Genomic DNA, 17,781 nt, shown 5'->3' on the forward strand with positions numbered 1-17,781 from the left:
GTGAATACCTGCGGAAACTGCTGTCGCACTACTTCGCCGGTTTCACCCCCGCCGAGATCAACATCTACGCGCGGCAGTTGGGGAACGAGTTGGCGGCCGAAACACCGGGCGGGTTGCCAGCTGCGGAGGACAAGACGATCAACTCCTACAGCGACCGCATCACCGACGACGGACGGTTGGAGATCTCGGCGAACCTCGACATCGTCGCCGGCGAGAAAACCAGAACTCTGATGGAAACCTTGTCGGCGCCCAAACCTCAGCCCGACGGCTCGCCGGATCCTCGGACACCCGAACAAATCTGCGCGGCCGCATTCGAAACGATCGTGGAGTTGGCGGCACAAGGCCTGGCCGAAACTACGTTCTCGGCCAAACCCACCAACGGCCTGTTGTGGACCTGGTCAGCGGACAACCCGGCACTCGGTGGGGACTTGCAGAACATGGGTGCCATCACCGAAGCGACCGCCAAGTTGTTGTCGTGTGATACGACGATCACCAAGATCATGCTCGATCCCAATGGGGTACCGCTCAGTGTTGGGGAGGCGAAACGCTTCTTCACACCGGGACAACGCAAAGCGTTGTTGGTGCGTGATCGCGGATGCATCAAATGTGGTGCACACGCCGGACGCTGCCAAGGACACCACCTCGAGCATTGGGCTGATGGTGGTCCCACCGACCTCGACAACGGCTGCCTCCTCTGCAGCAGTTGTCATGATGATGTGCACCACCACGGATGGGACATCATCATGGGCTACGACCGACACCCCTGGCTGATCCCACCCGCCAGCATCGACCCGAAACGCCGACCCGTGCCGTCGTATCACCGACGCACCATGCGACTCGACGACGCAGCAGCCTGACCCGAAGCGCCTCTACTACAGCCTGATTCCCTGCACCCGGCCCGGCCGGGACCGCATCTGTTGTTTGAGAACTCCATAGAGATTGTTCCCACCCGATGGTCGAGGTGTTGTGCCGACTGTGGCCCGGAATCCCTTCGGCACACGGGGTCTCGAGGCTCGTCGCTGGCGCTCCTCGGCACCTCGACCACCGGGATGGGACGGCCGTCGGGCGGGAAGGGCGGAGCATCATAGATCGATGGTCGAGGTGCGAGCCGCGTGCGGCGAGCCTCGAGACCGCCTGTAGCAGAGCTGGAACCGGACCACCGTGGCCCGTATACCCATCGGCACAAGGGGTCTCGAGGCCCGGCGCCTGGGGCGCCGTGCACCTCGACCATCGGGATGGGACGGCCGTCGGGTGGGAAGGGCCACCGGGTACAGGAAGGCGTCAGCATCCTTCCGTGGCGAGTCGCCTTCCTCCGATGGTCGAGGTGCGAGCCGCGTGCGGCGAGCCTCGAGACCGCCTGCAGCAAAGCTGGAACCGGGCCACCATCTCCCGAATACTCATCAAGACAACAGTTCTCGAGGTAGACTACCGATCCGAGGTGTCACACACCGACGATGCGGGAGACCTCTGCGGGATCGACGTCGTCGATCTCGGCGGGGACGAAGGCGGGAGTTCGGTCTTTGTCGACCAGTACCGCTCGCACGCCTTCGGCGAAATCGTGGGTTGTGGTGATCTTTTCGGCGGAGTGCAGTTCGCGTTCGAGGCATTCGTCGAGCAACGCGGTCTCACCGAGTTCGAGCAGTCGCGCGGTGACCCAGAGGCTGGTCGGCGATGCGTGGCCGAGAAGGTCGAGCATCTGCGCGGCCCACTCGTCGCCGACCGCACCGCGCAACCCCCCGACGATCGCTGCGACATTCGTGTCGGAGAAATATTCGCCGATCTGCTCCACGGGCAGCGGAGGGTGGTCGGTGTGCTTGTCCGGTGAGGGCACCAGGATCTCACCGAGTGGTGCGCCGGAACGGATTCGGTCGGCAACGCCCCCGAGTTCCGCGGACGGCACGAAGTGTGTCGCCAGACCCACCGACAACGCCTGCGAACCGCGCACCCGAGCGCCGGTGAGCGCCAACCACATTCCGACCCCCTGCGGCAGCCGGGGCAAGAAGTAGGTGGATCCGATGTCGGGGAAGAAGCCGATCGCGGTCTCGGGCATCGCGATCATCGCCTTTTCGGTGACCACCCGGATCTCCCCGTGCACGCTGATGCCCAGACCGCCGCCCATGGCGGCACCGTCGATCAACGCGATGTGCGCCTTGGGGTATTCGGCGATCAACTGATTGAGCCGGTATTCGTGGGAGAAGTAGCGGGTGATCGACTCGCCATCACCGGCGAGTGCGCTGTCGCGGATCGCGCGGATGTCGCCGCCCGCGCAGAAGGCGCGGTCGGTACCCGAGGTCAGCATCACGGTGTCGATGCCGTCATCGTCAGCCCAGCGCAACAGCACGTCATACGTGTCGTCGACCATCGATTGGTCGAGGGCGTTGAGGGCCTTGGGCCGGTCGAGGATGATCTCGCCCACCCCGTTGGCGACGTTGGTGCGAATGTGCGACATGACGTTCACGCTAGCGCGTCAGCGCGCCGTCGGTCACCCACCTCGACCTGCGACGTCGTCTCGGCCAGTGCCGCGCGCGTCGCGGCCTGCACCGACTCGGGAACCGTCGGCGCGAAGCGGATCTGCAGGGCGCACGACGGCGACGGCGGCAGCGATGTGACCTCACGCAACCCCTCCGGCGGGCGGCTGACCACCGGCAGCAACACCACGCCGAGCCCCGCACGGACCGCGGCGGTGACGCCGGCGAGGTCGGCCGACTCGACGATGATCGCGAAATCGATCTGTGCCCGCCGAAGGATGTCGAGGGCGACACCTCGGGTCGAGCAGGGTTCGTCGAACGCCACCAGCGGCAGCGGCTTGTCGGGCTCGACGATGAGGTCCGGAGCCCCGAACCAGCGCATCGCCACGCGGGGGCCCAACAGTTCCGTCGTGGGGCCAACCGGTTCGTGATACACCGCGACATCGACGTCGCCGTTCTCGATGGCCGCAATCACCCGACGGCTGCGGTCGAGACGAAACGTGACCGCGTGCCCGGGGCACTGTTCCCGCAGGATCTGCGAGAGAAAGGGTAGTGACCAGTCCGCGCCGTGCTCCGTCGTGGCCACCGTCAACGTCGGGGTGGCGGAGCGAATGTTCAAGCGCTGCACCGCATCATCATGTGCGGCGAGGATGCTACGCGCTTCGGCGAGCATCGTCTCCCCGTCCGCGGTGAACCGGGTGATCCGCCCTTCACGCTCGACGAGCTTGAGTCCGGTCACGGTCTCGAGCCGGCGGACATGCTGACTGACCGCGGACTGGGTCAGATGCAGCGCCGTCGCCGCGCGGTGAAATCCACCACAGGTGGCCACCGCGACGAGGCTGCGCAGCGGAGTGATGTCGAGAACCGTGTTGGCCATGCCAGCCAGCCTACGTCGATTACGATTCATGATCAATCACGATTACTGATCATTGTTGGACGGCGCGCCTGGTCGCCGCGCACGCTGGAGCACATGAGAATCCCTCCCCTACCCGCCGCGGCGTTCATCCTGTTGTGGGCCTTCGGCTATCCACTCGGGGCGCTCGGCGTGTCCGCGATGTCGCCGATGGCGCTCCTGACCATCCGATTCGCCGGGTCCGCGGCAGCCCTCGGCATCATCGCCGTCGTGACCCGCCGGGCCTTCCCCCGCGGACGGCAGCTCGGCCACGTCGCAGTCGTCGGGTTGCTGACTCAGTTCCTCCAATTCGGCTGCGCCTACCTGGCATTGCAACTCGGGGTGCCCGCCGTCATCGTCGCACTGGTCATTGCCTTGAACCCGGTGGCCACGGCGATACTCGCGTGGCCTGTGCTCGGTCAGCGCCTCGGGTCGCGGCAATGGATCGGCATCGCGGTCGGCACGGCCGCGGTCCTGGCCGCGTGCCTTCCCCGGGTGATGGCCGACGCCTCGACAATGGGCATCGCCGTGGGCCTGACCCTCCTCGCACTGACCGGTGTCGCGCTCGGCGGCATCTATCAGCAACGCTTCTGCGGCGGAGTCGATCTCGTCGCCGGCAACGCCGTCCAGCTGGGCGTGGCCCTGATACCCACGGCCGCAATCACTCTCGCGACTCCCGAGTCGATCACCGACCCACTCCGGGCCGCCTGGGTGTTGCCGACGATGATCATCGCCTCGTCGATGATCGCCACCACCCTATTCCTCCGGCTGGTCAACACCGCCGGTGCCGCGGCCACGTCGATGCTGTTCACGCTCATCCCCTCGGCGTCGGCACTGCTGGCGTGGGGTCTGCTCGGCCAACGCCCCGATATCGGGATCGTCATCGGACTCGTACTGGGCGCCGCGTCATTGGTGATCGTGCGACACCCTGGCGCCCCACCCCGGACCAACCAGCCCGCGACCACCGCAGAGCCCGGAACATCCGGCGAACAAAAGCGGTTGACACACTTGCCCGGGGGCGCGCTATCGTGAACGCGCATCTCTGATGCACGCCAGCCAGCTGAGTCACATCGAGGAGTGATCTGACAGTCATGAACATCTGAGGTCGGTAAACCACCGCGAAAGTCGACGCCGTACGCGACGTCGCCGCGGAATCCTCACCACCTCAAGGAGTTCTCATGGCGTCACCCCTGCACCCTTCCGGATCGATCACCCTCTCCGGCGTCTCCTTCGCCTGGCCTGATGGCACCACCGTCTTCGACGATCTCTCGATGAACGTCCCACCAGGGATCAGCTCACTCGTCGGAGCGAACGGCGCCGGCAAGACCACGTTGCTGCAACTCATCCTCGGCGCACTGTCGCCGACCACGGGCAGCATCTCGGTGTCCGGCGAGTGCGCGCTGGTCCCCCAGCATCCGCAGGCCCACTCCGACGACACCGTCGCCGACGTCTTGGGAATCGCCACGATTCGCAACGCCTTACGACGGATCGAGAGCGGATCGGTCCAACCCGACGACTACGACACCGTGGGCGACGACTGGGACGTCGAGGAGCGCGCGCTCGCGCAACTGTCGGCGTTGGGCCTCGTCGCCGACCTGGACCGGACCGTCGGCACCCTCTCCGGTGGCGAGTCGACGATGCTCGCGATCGCGGCCCGCCTCCTCCGCCGCCCCGACGTCCTGCTGCTCGACGAGCCAACCAACAATCTCGACACCGATTCGCGGACAGCTCTTTTCGAGGCGCTCGACGCGTTCTCCGGAACTGTCCTGCTGGTCAGCCACGACCTCGAGTTGCTCGATCGCGTCGACACCACGATCGAGCTGTACCGAGGCAGAGTGCGGCTCTTCGGCGGTCCGTACACGCTGTACCGCGAGGTCCTCGACACCGAGCAGGCAGCCGCGGAGGCTGCCGTCGCCAACGCCGCGGGTGACCTGCGCGCACAGAAACGCGACCTCGCCGACGCCCAGATCGCCCTGGACCGCCGGGCCCGGACGGCGGCGAAAGCCGAACGCGAGAAACGGGTCCCGAAGATCGTCGCCCACGGCCGCAGGAACGCGGCACAGGTATCGGCGGGCAAGTATCGCACCTCGCACCGCGAGGACGTCGCCGCGGCGGCGGGTCGGCTGGAATCGGCGCGCGCCGACGTCCGTGCGGACCGGACCGCGCGGATCTCGATGCCCGAACCCGACCTCGCCTCGCACGCCCAGGTGATCGCCGACGACCGGTTGCGCCTCGACGGTCCGGAGCGAGTCGCGCTCGTCGGTGCCAACGGGTCCGGGAAGACCACCCTCATCGCCGACCTCATCGCCGGCGACCGCATACTCGTGCCGTATGCCCTGGTGCCGCAACACATCACCTTCGCCGATCCGTCGCAGACGATCGCCCAGGATCTCTCGGCGACACACCCGGATGCCACCGCGCAACAGGTTCGGGCGCATCTCGCGCGATTCCTGTTCCGCGGTAACGCCGGTGACCGTGCCCTCGCCGAGTTGTCGGGCGGTGAGCGCCTGCGGGTGGCGTTGGCGTCGGCGTTGCTCACCGACCCGACACCCAAGCTCCTGATCCTCGACGAGCCGACCAACAACCTCGACATCGACACCACCGAGGAACTGGTGTCGGCGTTGCGTGACTGGACCGGTGCGCTGCTGCTGGTCAGCCACGACCCCGGGTTCCGCGACCGCGTCGGCACCGACCGCACGGTGCGGATCGGGTAAGTGTCACCCGGGAGCAACGCCTCGGGGCGACACGCCCTAACAGCACCGGCCCTGCGGGTTGTTCTCGACGTGGTCCCAGCGGTGGCGCCAGTAGTCGCGCTCGCTCATCGGCGGCGTCGGATCACCGTGTGCGGCATGGTGTTGCAAGTAGCGCTCGTAGTCGCGGTCACCCATGACGCTGCCGACGTACCACGCGACTCGTTCACCCATCCGGTGCAGTATCTGCCTCATGTGACCGTCTCGGTCTTGCGCTGGGTGGCAATGTCATCCCACTCCCGCTGGACCTCGCGTTCGGCGGCGGTGGTGATGAGCCCGCTCGGACCGAAGATGCGTGAGGGTTCCGGTGGGTCCTCGGTGGTCGGGAGTCCACCAAGACGCAGCGCCTTCATCGAGATGTAGACACCGACGATCACCACGATGAGCACGAGTACCGCGAAGATGATCGACAACGTGCCCTGGATGAAGGTGTTGCGGATGACGGCGTCGATCTCGCCGATGTTCTTGGCGGTCTTGAACGACGTCTTGCCGGCGTCCTTGGCATTGGCGAAGTCGCGGTGCTGCGCCCAGTAGCCGATGGCCGGATTCGACGAGAAGATCTTCTGCCAGGAGGCGGTCATGGTGACGATCACGTCCCACACCAACGGGATTCCGGGTATCCACGCCCACTTGGCCTGTCCGCGTTTGAACAGGATGACGGTGACGACCGTCAACGCGACCGCGGCGAGCAACTGGTTGGCGATGCCGAACAGCGGGAACAGTGTGTTGATACCGCCGAGTGGGTCGGTGACGCCCATCAGCAGGATCGAACCCCATGCGGCGCAGACGATCACGGTGCACAGCCACGCTCCGGGCCGCCAGGACGGATCCTTGAAGCGGCTCGCGCCGGGAATGTTGCCGATGCCGTCGGAGAGCATGAACCGGGCAACCCGGGTACCGGCGTCGACGGTGGTCAGGATGAACAGCGCCTCGAACATGATCGCGAAGTGATACCAGAACGCGCGCAACGATTCCCCACCGATGGCCCGCTGCAGTGTGTCGGCCATACCCATCGCGAGGGTGGGCGCACCACCGGTGCGGGAGACGATCGAGGACTCACCGACTCCCTGGGCGGCGGAGGTGAAGTCCGCTGCGGTGACCGGATTTCCGCTGACCCCGAGTCCGTTGACGTAGTCGGCGGCGCCCTGCGCGGTGCCGTCGGTCAGCGCCTTGGGTGCGTTCATGCCGAAGTAGATGTGCTGATCGAGGATGCAGGCGGTGATCAACGCCATGATCGCCACCGACGATTCGGTGAGCATGCCGCCGTATCCGATGATCCGGGCCTGCCCTTCCTTGGCCAGCAGTTTCGGTGTGGTGCCTGAGGCGATGAGGGCATGGAATCCCGACAGCGCACCGCACGCGATGGTGATGAACAGGAACGGGAACAATGCGCCGGAGAAGGCGGGTCCCTTGCCGTTCCAGGCGAATTCGCTGACGGCCGGAGCCTTCATCACCGGTTGGACGATCAGGATGCCGAGGGCCAGCAGGGCGATCGTGCCGACCTTCATGAACGTCGACAGATAGTCGCGGGGTGCCAGCAGCAGCCACACCGGCAGTACCGCGGCGGCCACACCGTAGATGATGATCGCCCAACTCAGGAAGACCGGTGAGAGGGTGAACCAGTCCTTGCCCCAGCCGGATTCGCCGACGTAGCGGCCGGCGACGATGGCGGCGAGCAGCAACACCACACCGATCAGCGAGATCTCGCTCACGCGACCGGGCCGCAGATACCGCAGGTAAATACCCATGAACAGGGCGATCGGGATGGTCATCGCGATGGAGAACACGCCCCACGGACTGTCGGCGAGCGCGTTGACGACGACCAGGGCCAGCACCGCGATGAGGATGATCATGATGACCAGCACGGCGACGATCGCGGCGGTGCCACCGACCCGGCCGAGTTCGTCGCGGGCCATCTGTCCGAGGCTGCGTCCGCGACGCCGCGTCGAGATCGACAGCACCAGATAGTCCTGAACGCAGCCGGCGACCACGGCGCCGATGATGATCCAGATGGTTCCGGGCAGGTAGCCCATCTGCGCGGCGAGTACCGGTCCGACGAGTGGACCAGCTCCGGCGATGGCGGCGAAATGATGGCCGAACAGCACTCGCCGGTCGGTCGGCATGTAGTCCTGCGCGTTGTCGAATTCCTCGGCGGGCGTGGCGTGATCGTCGCGGGGCTTGACGACCTTCATCTCGATCATCCGCGCGTAGAAACGGTAGGCGATCACATAGGTGCAGACGGCGGCGACGACGAACCAGACGGCGTTGACGTTTTCTCCGCGGATGAATGCCACGATCACCCACGCCACCGCACCGAGCAGGCCGATGATGGCGAACAGGATCTTCTTCGGCACGGTCATCGGTGAGCGGTCGATGATCGCGACCGGTGGGAGATCGGGATCGTTGCGGATGAACTCGACGTTCGGATGGTCCTCGCGTCGCTCGCTCGTCGGTGTCGGTTCGGTCATCGTCATGGCGTTGGTGGGCCCTTTCGACGTCTCGAGGGGAGCCACGGATAGTGGCCTGCGTCACTATACGCGGACGGTCAAAGCGGTCATACTGACTCCCGATGAGCTGCAACGAACCCGAAATGGGTACCAGCGCACGGTCGGAGCAACGCACTCCGGTGGTGCTCGTTCACGGTCTGCGCGTCAGCGGTGCGTCGCTGCATCGCATCGCGAACGCCGTCACCGACCGACCGGTGATCCACCCCGACCTACCCGGTCACGGCACGCGCAGCGCCGAGACCTTCACGATGGCCGAGGCGGTGTCCGCCGTCGTCGACGCCATCGACCAACTCGGCGCACCGGCGGTCCTCGCGGGAATGTCGTTGGGCGGCTATGCCGCGATGGCCACCGTGGCCGCGCATCCCGAGCGCGTGGCCGGGCTCGTCGCGATGGGGTCGACCGCCCAGCCCAGCGGGTTGTTGGCCGCACCGTTTCGGTTGTTCGGCGCGGCCACCTCGTTCCTACCCGCGCAGAGCGCCGAGATCAGCCGGTTCCTCACCCGGATGGCGTTGGGCGCGCAGGTCTCCGACGACATGGAGGCCGGCGGCCTCGCGTTGCACTCGATCGCCGATGTGGTCGACGAGATCGCCGGATTCGACGCCCTGTCCGCACTCGTCGGGTATCCGGGACCGATGCTGTTCGCCAATGGTGGCTGGGATCAGTTCCGAATCCACGAACGCAGGTTCGTCGCTCTGTCGCCGCGTGCGCGGCTACGCGTCATCCCTCGCGCCACCCATCTGTATCCGCTGATCCAGCCGGCCGTGGCGGGAACGATGATCAGTGAGTTCGCGGCGTCGATCGACGCCGAGCGGGTAACGCAGCCGACGTCGGCACCCTGAGCCTCACTCGATGGCTTCAGCGGCCTCGAGCCACGCCGCCTCGGCGGCTTCCTTGTCGGAAACCACTTGCCGTAGTTCGGTATTGAGCGACACCAGACGTTCGGGGTCGGTCGCCGCGGCCACCAGCGCGGCATGCAACTCGTCCTCGCGCCGCGAGAGTTGCTCGATCTGCCGTTCGGCCCGGTTCATCGCCTTGCGTGCCTCGCGATGTTCGGCGGCACTCACCGCGGGTCGCTCGGCAGGAGCGTCGGCCGTACCCGGGGACTGCGCGTCTGCGGTCTGCCCCGATGCCGCCTGCGATGAACCCACCTTCGACGAACCCGAACCCGTGGTGCCGGAACGCATCTCACGACGCCGATCGAGATACTGCGCGATCCCGCCCGGCAGGTTGGTGAGCGAGCCGTCGCCGAACAACGCCCACGTGGAGTCACAGATCCGCTCGATCAGGTAGCGATCGTGGGAGATGACCACCATGGTTCCGGCCCACGAATCGAGGAGATCCTCGAGCTGTTGCAGGGTGTCGATGTCGAGGTCGTTGGTCGGCTCGTCGAGCAACAGCACGTTCGGTTCGGCCATCAGCACACGCGTCAACTGCAGGCGCCGACGCTCACCACCGGAGAGATCGCCGACCGGGGTACGTTGTTTGGCCGGCGAGAAACCGAGCCGCTCGGCAAGCTGACTCGCCGAATACTCCTTGTCGCCCAACATGATCCGCGCGGCCACCGACTCCACCGCATCGAGTACACGTTGGTCCTCGTCGAGGTCGTCGAGTTCTTGGCGCAGCCACCCCAATTTCACGGTCACGCCCTCGATGCGACGGCCGGGGGCCACGTCGACCTCCCCGGCCAGCGCACGCAGAAGCGTCGTCTTGCCCGATCCGTTGACCCCGACCAGACCGATGCGCTCCCCCGGCGCCAGTCGCCAGGTCAGATTGTCCAGCAACGCCTGTCCCGCAGGTGTCTCGATGTGCGCGTCCTCGAGTTCGATGACGACACGTCCGAGCCGACGCTTGGCGAACGTCGACAACGTCACCGTGTCACGGGGCGGCGGGACGTCGCTGATCAGCTTCTCGGCGGCCTCGATTCGGTAGCGCGGCTTGGAGGTTCGGGCGGGCGGTCCGCGACGCAGCCACGCCAGCTCCTTGCGGGCCAGGTTGCGTCGCCGCTCCTCGGCGGCGTCGGCCAGCCGCACCCGCTCGGCGCGGGCGAACACCCAGTCGTTGTATCCGCCCTCGTACTCATCGACCCGACCGTCGTGGACCTCCCAGGTCCGGGTGGCGACGGTGTCGAGGAACCAGCGGTCGTGGGTGACCACGACGAGCGCGCTGCGGCGCCGCATGAGGTGGTCGGCGAGCCATTGCACGCCTTCGACGTCGAGGTGGTTGGTGGGCTCGTCGAGGATCAGGACGTCGGCCTGGGAAACCAGCGCGGCGGCCAGGCCGACGCGACGACGCTGGCCGCCGGAGAGTTCGTCGACCCGCGCGTCGAGCAGTTCGTCGACGCCGATGCCGGCGAGGATGCCGCGGACCCGCGGATCGCCGGCCCACTCGTGCACGGCGACGTCGGGGCCGCCGACGACGACCTCGGCGACCGTCTTGCCCGCCGGCAGCTCACCGCGCTGGGTGACCACGGCGATGCGCGCCCCACCCGCCCGCGACACACGCCCCGAATCGGGTTCGGTGACGCCACCGAGGATCTCCAGCAGCGTGGTCTTACCGCCGCCGTTGAGTCCCACCACCCCGATGCGTTGCTCCTCGTGCACGCCGAGGCTCACCTCGTCGAGCAGGGATTTGATGCCGAAGCTCTTGCTGATGCGGTCGGCGTTGATCAGCGCGGAGGGGGCGGGTGGCACCGGTAGACGATAACAACCCGGGACTGTCGGGCTCTCCTGTGGCGCCGACTCCCCGCCGATGCGGTGCTCAGTCTCGCCCGAATGCCGCCGCGGCGGTTCCCATCACCTGATCGAGCGAATCGGCGACGACGTCGGTGTGGTCGGCGCGGGTGTGGGTGTGCAGGTCGACGTCGGTGCCGTCGGCCTGCATCGAGCGGACCAGCGTCGCGGTCAACGGGAACGGCACCACCGGGTCGAGCAGGCCGTGATCGATGCGGATCGGCACCGTGTACCCGCCGGTCGGCACCCGCGTGTAGTCGGCGAGCGCGGCCGCGAAGCGCTCGTCGCCCAGCGAGGAGTCCAGCAGATCTCCCGGCGCCACCGACCGCATCGCGGTCGACACCTCGCCGTTGCACTGCGAGCGGGCGAGATCGAGAGACCGCTTGCCCGCCTGGGTGAGGTGATCGGTGACGTGCAGATCGGGGCGCGCGTGGTCGAGGCCGGCGAGGATGTAGAGATACAGCGCACTGACGGTGTTGAGCTTCCCCAGGCTCGGCACGCTGGGCGTGAACGACTTGGTGAGCACCCCTTCGATACCGGAAGCCGGTGCCAGGGCCAGGATTTCACGCAGGTCCAGTTCCGGCGCGTATGACGGCGCCTCGTGGCCGGCGAACAATGCCGCATGCCCGCCCTGCGAATGGCCGGCGGAGACCCATTCGGTACCCAGCGACCCATCGCGGGCGCGGGCCGCGCGGATCATGTCGATCACCGAGTACGCGGCGGCCCGTCCGCCAAGATACTCGGTCTCACCGGGTGCGCCGAGACCCGCGTAATCGGTTGCGGTGACCGCATATCCGCGCTTGAGTGCGTCGATGATCGCGGCGTCGACACCGGCGCCGTTGCGGGTCCGGCTCGGCGCGCACTCGTCGGCGATCCCCGTGGTGCCGTGCGCCCAGGAGAAGATGCGCCAGCCGCCCGACGGCGGCGTGCCCTTCGGGACGTAGAACACGCCGGTGGACAACGCCATTCGATCATTCTGGTCGCGGGTCACATACGTGAGGCGTTGTCCCGACGCCGCGCCGGGCGGCAGGTCGGCGCCGACGATCGCGGCGCCGGCGAGCACGCGCCCGGGGACCGGGGTCGCGGTGGCCGAGCCGGCTCCGACCGTCGCCAGGCCGACCATCATCAGTCCGACCACGAATGCGACCACACCGACGAGCCCGAGCCGACGACATTCGCGGTGCGTCCGAGCGAACGCCCCGGGTACACCGCGGGCGTTGACCCGCTCGGCCCGCGTTCGTGTGCGCGGTCGTCGGGGTCGCGTGATCACTGCCCGGGCGCCTGTCGGGTCGCGCCGCTGACCGGCCCGGATGCGGTGCGTACCGAACGGGACACCCCGGCACCGGACAGTTCGGCGGCCACGGCCACCGCGGCCTCGGCGTCGGCGCACAGGAAGGCGCACGTCGGCCCCGATCCGGAGACGATGCCGTTCAACGCGCCTGCGTCGACGCCGGCGCGCAGCGTTCGGCGCAGTCCCGGCTGCAGACTCAGTGCGGCCGGCTGCAGATCGTTGTGCAGCAGCGGCGCGATCTGCGTCGGCTCCCCGGTGGTCAGGGCCTGCACCAGCTCGTCGGGCCGCGGGTTGTGCACGTCGAAGGCGTCGGCGTGGTCGGCGCGCAGACGGTCGAGTTCGGCGAAGACGGCCGGCGTGGACAGTCCGTCGCGCGCGAACGCCAGCACCCAGTGCAGCTCACCGCGCGCGATCATCGGCATCAGTTGTTCACCGCGGCCGGTGCCCATCGCGGTACCGCCCTGGACCGAGAAGGGCACGTCGCTGCCTAGACCGGCGGCGATCTCCAGCAGCTCCGCACGCGGCAGATCGAGTTTCCACAGTGCGGCGAGAGCCACCAGGGCACCCGCGGCGTCGGCGCTGCCGCCGGCCATTCCGCCGGCGACCGGGATGCGTTTGACGATCTCGATGGCCACCCGCGGATCGCGGTCGGCCCACTTGCCGAGCGCGCGGACGGCCTTGATCGCCAGGTTGTCGTCGTCGAGGGGTACGTCGGCGGCGTCGGCGCCTCGTCCGCCCTCGCGGCGCAGCGTCACCCCGAGGGCGGCGGCGCGCGCGACGGTGACGTCGTCGTACAACGAGAGCGCCTGGTAGACGGTGACGAGATCGTGGTAGCCGTCGTCGCGGAGCGGGCCGACGCCGAGGTGAAGATTCATCTTGGCGGGCACGCGCACGGAAACGGCGTCGGAGATCACCGACAGGGACGCTGGGGACACGGGTATCCAGGGTAGTGAATCGCCGTGCGAGTCACGGTTGCCAACCCCGTTCGACCAGCGCGGCGACGTCGTCGACGACCTCGATCGCGCCCGCATCGAGCAACTCCGCGCCCGCGAAACCACCGGTCCGCACACCGACGCAGGCGATACCGAGTTCGTTCGCCGACGCCACGTCCCACACGCTGTCGCCGACGAGGACCGCGGTGTCACCGCCGGAACGTTCACGCGCGACCGCCAGGAGATCCGGCGCAGGCTTGGAGTTCTCGGCGTCGTCGGCGCTGGTCACGACGGCGAAATCGGAGCGCGTCAGGCCCAGTAGATCCAGCGCTGCGTCGGTGAACTCCTGCGCCCCCGACGACGCGAGCGCCACCCGATAGCCGGCATCGGCGAGCATCCGCACCAGTTCCGCCGCACGCGGCAGCGCGCGCACCTCGGGTAGCAGCTTGCGGTATTGCTGGGCCCACTTGTCGCGCAGGTCATCGCCGAGGGAGTTCTCGACGTCCGGCCCGCAGATCTCCCCCACCAGCTGATCGCCGCCCATCCCGATCGCGCGGTGGATACGCCACCATTCGGGGTACAGATCGTGCCCGGCGAAGGCGCGCTGCCACGCCAAGGCGTGCAGATGGTTCGAGTCGATGAGCGTACCGTCGACGTCGAGGAGCACGGTGTCCACAGGCGCCTCTTCGGTCGGCGTCTCTGTCCGGTCGGTGTGCGTCATCGCTGTCACTCCTGTTCCTCTTGGGTCGAGACCACGTGCCCACCATCCACCTTCGCACTGTTGGACGTCGAGCCGGTGGGACGTCGAGGTGGCGTCACTTCCGATTCGCTCGGACGTCCGCACCGATCAGAAGGAGCGCGAGCATGGCGACACGATTCGGATACACCCTCATGACCGAGCAGGCCGGACCCCGGCAGCTGGTCCGGGACGCGGTGGCCGCCGAGAAGGCCGGCTTCGATTTCGAGGTGTCCAGCGATCATTACTTCCCGTGGCTGTCGGCGCAGGGCCACGCACCGTACGCATGGACGGTGCTCGGCGCGGTGGCTCACGCGACCGAGCAGGTCGAGCTGATGACCTACGTGACCTGCCCGACGATTCGTTACCACCCGGCCATCATCGCCCAGAAGGCCGCGACCCTGCAGTTGCTCGCCGAGGGCCGGTTCATTCTCGGACTCGGTAGCGGTGAGAACCTCAACGAGCATGTCGTCGGCGCGGGGTGGCCTGCCGTCTCCGAGCGGCACGCCATGCTCTCCGAGGCGATCGAGATCATCCGGGCATTGCTCGACGGCGGTCTCGTCGACCATCGCGGCGAGTACTTCCAGGTCGATTCGGCACGGATCTGGGATCTGCCCGACGACGGTGTGCCCATCGGCGTGGCGGTGTCCGGACCCCGTTCGATCGACGAATTCGGGCCTCTCGCAGACCATCTCATCGCCGTCGAGCCGAACGCGGACTTCATCGAGCACTGGAATGCCAATTCCGAGACCACCTCGATCGGGCAGGGCGCCGCGCTCGACCCGGCGCGCGCGATCGGCCAGATCCCGATCTGTTGGGACCCCGACCGTGACACCGCGGTGGCCCGCGCCCACGACCAGTTCCGGTGGTTCGCCGGGGGCTGGCACGTGAACGCGAACCTGCCGACCACCGCGGCGTTCGCCGGCGCCACCCAGTTCGTCACCCCCGACGACGTCGCGGCCAACATCCCCTGCGGGTCGGATCTCGACGAACTCGTCGACGGGATCCGGCCATTCGTCGACGCCGGATTCACCGACGTCGCACTCGTTCAGATCGGCGGCGAGAGCCAGGAGCGGTTCCTCGACGAGGCGGCCGGGCCGTTGCTGGAGAAGTTGCGGTCGGCCTGAGCGCTGACGCTGGAACGCGGTGCGTGCCAGGCCACGGAAATGCTGTTCTGTCAACGGATCTCCGCCGAACGCACCCTGACCTCCGTTCTTACCCGAAGGCCATGACCGGACTGCGAAGTCAACGTTGCATAGTCGGTACCCGCCCTCCACAGTGGACGTCGTTGGTCGAACGACGGAAGACGGGTCAATGGCTGAGATCACCGACAGGGCAACGCAGATCGCAGAGGAGCAGGTCGCAGAGGAGCAGCAGGCCGTCGACACGATGTACACACGCCTCGACACCGAGACGATGACCGGTCTCCGAGCGCGCGAGGAGGCCCTCTCGTCGCCCATCGACGGTCCCGAAGATCGTGTTGCGCGAGACGCCGATCTCTCACGTCTGGACAAGGCCATCCGTCGGCTCCGAAAGGCCGAACACGCACTGTGTTTCGGGCGGATCGACGGAACCACCGGCGGCGCGCCACTGTACATCGGTCGGATCGGGCTCCTGTCGGACTCGCACCGCACCCTGCTCGTGGACTGGCGGGCCGACGCTGCTCGACCCTTCTACGCGGCGACCGCGGCGTCACCGCTCGGGGTGCGTCGGCGTCGTCACCTGCGACTGCGAGACCGTGAGGTCGTCGAGCTCACCGACGAGATCCTCGACGGGACCGCACCGATCGATACCGACGTCGTCGGCGACAGCCCCCTCGTCTCTGCACTCAGTGGAGCCCGGACGGGTCGGATGCGCGAAGCGATGGCGACATTGCAAGCCGAGCAGGACGAGATCGTCAGATCCGAACACCGCGGAATCATGGTTGTCGATGGCGGCCCGGGAACGGGCAAGACGATCGTTGCCCTGCATCGGGCGGCGTATGTGCTGTACGCGTTTCCCGCGATTGCCGATCGCGGAGTACTGGTGTTCGGACCGAACAGACGATTTCTCACCTATATCTCCGACGTTCTGCCGTCCCTGGGTGAGAACGATGTCGCCCTGCGTACGCCCACCGACCTGGTGGATTTCACGGTAACGCGCACAGAGACCGATCCGATCGCACTCGCGAAGGGCTGCAAACACTTTGCCGAACTTCTCGCCGGTCGAGTCGAGACCTCACAGCCTCGTGGGATACCCCTTCGATTGCGGACCGGGTACGGCGCGGTCGTGCTTGATCCCGCGCGCGTGGATGCCGCGCGCCGCAGCGCGTTGCAGGGCGGCGTCGGCCACAACCGGGCACGGCAGGCATTCCTCGAACAGATCGTTGACGAGGTGGTGACGGAGTTGGAAGCACAAACCGCACAGGAGATCTCGGACTTCGAGGACGAGATCAGAAACGTACTCGGCATCGATCTCGATCGAATGTTCGCCGGCGAGGCCCGGCCGTCGGGGTATGACGACGACGGCAGCGGGGAGCTCGAGATCGACTGGGACCGTATCCACGATGATCTCCTCGACGACGCCGAAATCACACGGGCCATCGACGAGGTCTGGCCATTCCTCACCGCCGAAGGCGTGGTGCGTGACGTGCTCACCGACGCCGTCTCGCTCACCCGCCACTTCCCCCGGTGCACCGACAAGGACGTCGCCTCGATCGTCGACTGCGCTCGACAAGGTTGGAGCATGGCCGATCTGGCCCTCCTGGATGAAGCCCGCACGCTCGTCGACGGGCCACCGGAGTCGGTATATGGACACATCGTCGTCGACGAGGCGCAGCAACTCTCGCAGATGCAGTGGCGGATGCTCATGCGTCGATGCCCGAACCACTCGATGACCATCGTCGGCGACCTCGCCCAGGCGGGACCGACCACGACCATCAGCTCCTGGGGCGAGGCGCTGCACCCTTTTGTCGACGACCGCTTTGTCCACCACACTCTCACGATCAACTACCGCACCACCGCGGAGATCTTGGAAACGACGGCGCCCGTCCTCGCGCGTATCGCTCCCACACAGCGGCTTTCACGCTCGATACGTCATGGCGAACATCCGACGACCGGCATCGTCGCGAACGATGCCGTCAACTCCGAGGTGGACGAACTGCTCGCGGCGATACGGGCAGCGCACCCCGGGGAGCTCATCGGCATCATCACCACGGCACGGCGCGCATCGTGCTTCGACGCCGGCGCACTCGGAGACGATGTGATGGTCGTGCCGGCCGCCGACGCACGTGGTCTGGAATTCGACACCGTGATCGTGCTCGGCGCCAACGAGATCCGGGGTGCGGACCACTCCGGTCTCCGAGATCTCTACGTGGCACAGACCCGGGCGACCAAGCGCCTGGTCATGCTCGACTTCGGCGGGCCCGTTCCTGACGACGGTGCGGCCTGATCCCTTTACGCTGGCCGTTTTCCCTCGCGCGCAACGATTTCCTTGCG

The 17,781-nt window shown here is 67.2% G+C and carries 14 protein-coding genes; 6 read left to right on the plus strand and 8 right to left on the minus strand.

Annotated features, from left to right (window positions below):
- A partial coding sequence (locus GOPIP_RS10015; RefSeq protein ID WP_006369542.1) for an HNH endonuclease signature motif containing protein occupies positions 1 to 857 on the plus strand: 857 nt, incomplete at its 5' end.
- Positions 858 to 1,441: 584 nt separating this feature from the next.
- Here the strand turns inward: GOPIP_RS10015 and GOPIP_RS10020 are convergent.
- Both GOPIP_RS10020 and GOPIP_RS10025 read right to left on the minus strand, forming a co-directional pair.
- The gene (locus tag GOPIP_RS10020; protein ID WP_006369543.1) at positions 1,442 to 2,449 is read right to left on the minus strand and encodes an enoyl-CoA hydratase/isomerase family protein; all 1,008 of its coding nucleotides are present in this window, start codon (positions 2,447 to 2,449) and stop codon (positions 1,442 to 1,444) included.
- Positions 2,450 to 2,454: 5 nt separating this feature from the next.
- The gene (locus GOPIP_RS10025; protein WP_006369544.1) at positions 2,455 to 3,345 is read right to left on the minus strand and encodes a LysR family transcriptional regulator; all 891 of its coding nucleotides are present in this window, start codon (positions 3,343 to 3,345) and stop codon (positions 2,455 to 2,457) included.
- Between the two features lie 93 nt (positions 3,346 to 3,438).
- Between GOPIP_RS10025 and GOPIP_RS10030 the strand changes: the two genes are divergently transcribed.
- Positions 3,439 to 4,392 (plus strand): DMT family transporter, encoded by a 954-nt coding sequence (locus GOPIP_RS10030; protein WP_006369545.1) that lies wholly within the window; start codon positions 3,439 to 3,441, stop codon positions 4,390 to 4,392.
- Positions 4,393 to 4,538: 146 nt separating this feature from the next.
- Complete coding sequence (locus GOPIP_RS10035) at positions 4,539 to 6,074, plus strand: ABC-F family ATP-binding cassette domain-containing protein (RefSeq protein ID WP_006369546.1); 1,536 nt, start codon at positions 4,539 to 4,541, stop codon at positions 6,072 to 6,074.
- 36 nt (positions 6,075 to 6,110) lie between these two features.
- Here the strand turns inward: GOPIP_RS10035 and GOPIP_RS10040 are convergent, their stop codons facing one another.
- Together GOPIP_RS10040 and GOPIP_RS10045 are read right to left on the minus strand one after the other, a co-directional pair.
- Entirely contained in the window at positions 6,111 to 6,284 is a 174-nt protein-coding gene (locus GOPIP_RS10040) for a YbdD/YjiX family protein (protein WP_370530183.1), read from the minus strand.
- A 17-nt stretch (positions 6,285 to 6,301) separates the two neighbouring features.
- Complete coding sequence (locus GOPIP_RS10045) at positions 6,302 to 8,578, minus strand: carbon starvation CstA family protein (protein WP_035727681.1); 2,277 nt, start codon at positions 8,576 to 8,578, stop codon at positions 6,302 to 6,304.
- A gap of 101 nt (positions 8,579 to 8,679) precedes the next feature.
- Here GOPIP_RS10045 and GOPIP_RS10050 point away from each other — a divergent pair, with 101 nt between their 5' ends.
- Positions 8,680 to 9,456 (plus strand): alpha/beta fold hydrolase, encoded by a 777-nt coding sequence (locus GOPIP_RS10050; protein WP_081482492.1) that lies wholly within the window; start codon positions 8,680 to 8,682, stop codon positions 9,454 to 9,456.
- A 3-nt stretch (positions 9,457 to 9,459) separates the two neighbouring features.
- Here the strand turns inward: GOPIP_RS10050 and GOPIP_RS10055 are convergent, their stop codons facing one another.
- From GOPIP_RS10055 to GOPIP_RS10070, 4 genes are all read right to left on the minus strand, one after another.
- Positions 9,460 to 11,307, minus strand: coding sequence for an ABC-F family ATP-binding cassette domain-containing protein (locus tag GOPIP_RS10055; RefSeq protein ID WP_006369550.1), 1,848 nt, complete (start codon positions 11,305 to 11,307; stop codon positions 9,460 to 9,462).
- A 67-nt stretch (positions 11,308 to 11,374) separates the two neighbouring features.
- The gene (locus tag GOPIP_RS10060) at positions 11,375 to 12,496 is read right to left on the minus strand and encodes a lipase family protein (protein ID WP_006369551.1); all 1,122 of its coding nucleotides are present in this window, start codon (positions 12,494 to 12,496) and stop codon (positions 11,375 to 11,377) included.
- Between the two features lie 116 nt (positions 12,497 to 12,612).
- On the minus strand, positions 12,613 to 13,572 hold the full coding sequence (locus GOPIP_RS10065) for a 4-(cytidine 5'-diphospho)-2-C-methyl-D-erythritol kinase (protein WP_006369552.1): 960 nt from the start codon (positions 13,570 to 13,572) through the stop codon (positions 12,613 to 12,615).
- Positions 13,573 to 13,603: 31 nt separating this feature from the next.
- Positions 13,604 to 14,290, minus strand: a complete 687-nt coding sequence (locus GOPIP_RS10070; protein WP_006369553.1) for an HAD family hydrolase — start codon at positions 14,288 to 14,290, stop codon at positions 13,604 to 13,606.
- 143 nt (positions 14,291 to 14,433) lie between these two features.
- Here GOPIP_RS10070 and GOPIP_RS10075 point away from each other — a divergent pair, with 143 nt between their 5' ends.
- Together GOPIP_RS10075 and GOPIP_RS10080 are read left to right on the plus strand one after the other, a co-directional pair.
- The gene (locus GOPIP_RS10075) at positions 14,434 to 15,432 is read left to right on the plus strand and encodes an LLM class F420-dependent oxidoreductase (RefSeq protein WP_006369554.1); all 999 of its coding nucleotides are present in this window, start codon (positions 14,434 to 14,436) and stop codon (positions 15,430 to 15,432) included.
- Positions 15,433 to 15,619: 187 nt separating this feature from the next.
- The gene (locus GOPIP_RS10080; RefSeq protein WP_006369555.1) at positions 15,620 to 17,734 is read left to right on the plus strand and encodes a HelD family protein; all 2,115 of its coding nucleotides are present in this window, start codon (positions 15,620 to 15,622) and stop codon (positions 17,732 to 17,734) included.
- Positions 17,735 to 17,781: the final 47 nt, after the last annotated feature.

This window comes from Gordonia polyisoprenivorans NBRC 16320 = JCM 10675 (assembly GCF_000241325.1).
GTDB lineage: Bacteria > Actinomycetota > Actinomycetes > Mycobacteriales > Mycobacteriaceae > Gordonia > Gordonia polyisoprenivorans.

What these genes read in the sequence shown, in the direction of transcription:
- GOPIP_RS10020 (WP_006369543.1), bottom strand. Translation starts at nt 2,449, where the DNA reads ATGTCGCACATTCGCACCAACGTCGCCAACGGGGTGGGCGAGATCATC.
- GOPIP_RS10025 (WP_006369544.1), bottom strand. Translation starts at nt 3,345, where the DNA reads ATGGCCAACACGGTTCTCGACATCACTCCGCTGCGCAGCCTCGTCGCG.
- GOPIP_RS10030 (WP_006369545.1), top strand. Translation starts at nt 3,439, where the DNA reads ATGAGAATCCCTCCCCTACCCGCCGCGGCGTTCATCCTGTTGTGGGCC.
- GOPIP_RS10035 (WP_006369546.1), top strand. Translation starts at nt 4,539, where the DNA reads ATGGCGTCACCCCTGCACCCTTCCGGATCGATCACCCTCTCCGGCGTC.
- GOPIP_RS10040 (WP_370530183.1), bottom strand. Translation starts at nt 6,284, where the DNA reads ATGGGTGAACGAGTCGCGTGGTACGTCGGCAGCGTCATGGGTGACCGC.
- GOPIP_RS10045 (WP_035727681.1), bottom strand. Translation starts at nt 8,578, where the DNA reads ATGACCGAACCGACACCGACGAGCGAGCGACGCGAGGACCATCCGAAC.
- GOPIP_RS10050 (WP_081482492.1), top strand. Translation starts at nt 8,680, where the DNA reads ATGAGCTGCAACGAACCCGAAATGGGTACCAGCGCACGGTCGGAGCAA.
- GOPIP_RS10070 (WP_006369553.1), bottom strand. Translation starts at nt 14,290, where the DNA reads ATGACGCACACCGACCGGACAGAGACGCCGACCGAAGAGGCGCCTGTG.
- GOPIP_RS10075 (WP_006369554.1), top strand. Translation starts at nt 14,434, where the DNA reads ATGGCGACACGATTCGGATACACCCTCATGACCGAGCAGGCCGGACCC.
- GOPIP_RS10080 (WP_006369555.1), top strand. Translation starts at nt 15,620, where the DNA reads ATGGCTGAGATCACCGACAGGGCAACGCAGATCGCAGAGGAGCAGGTC.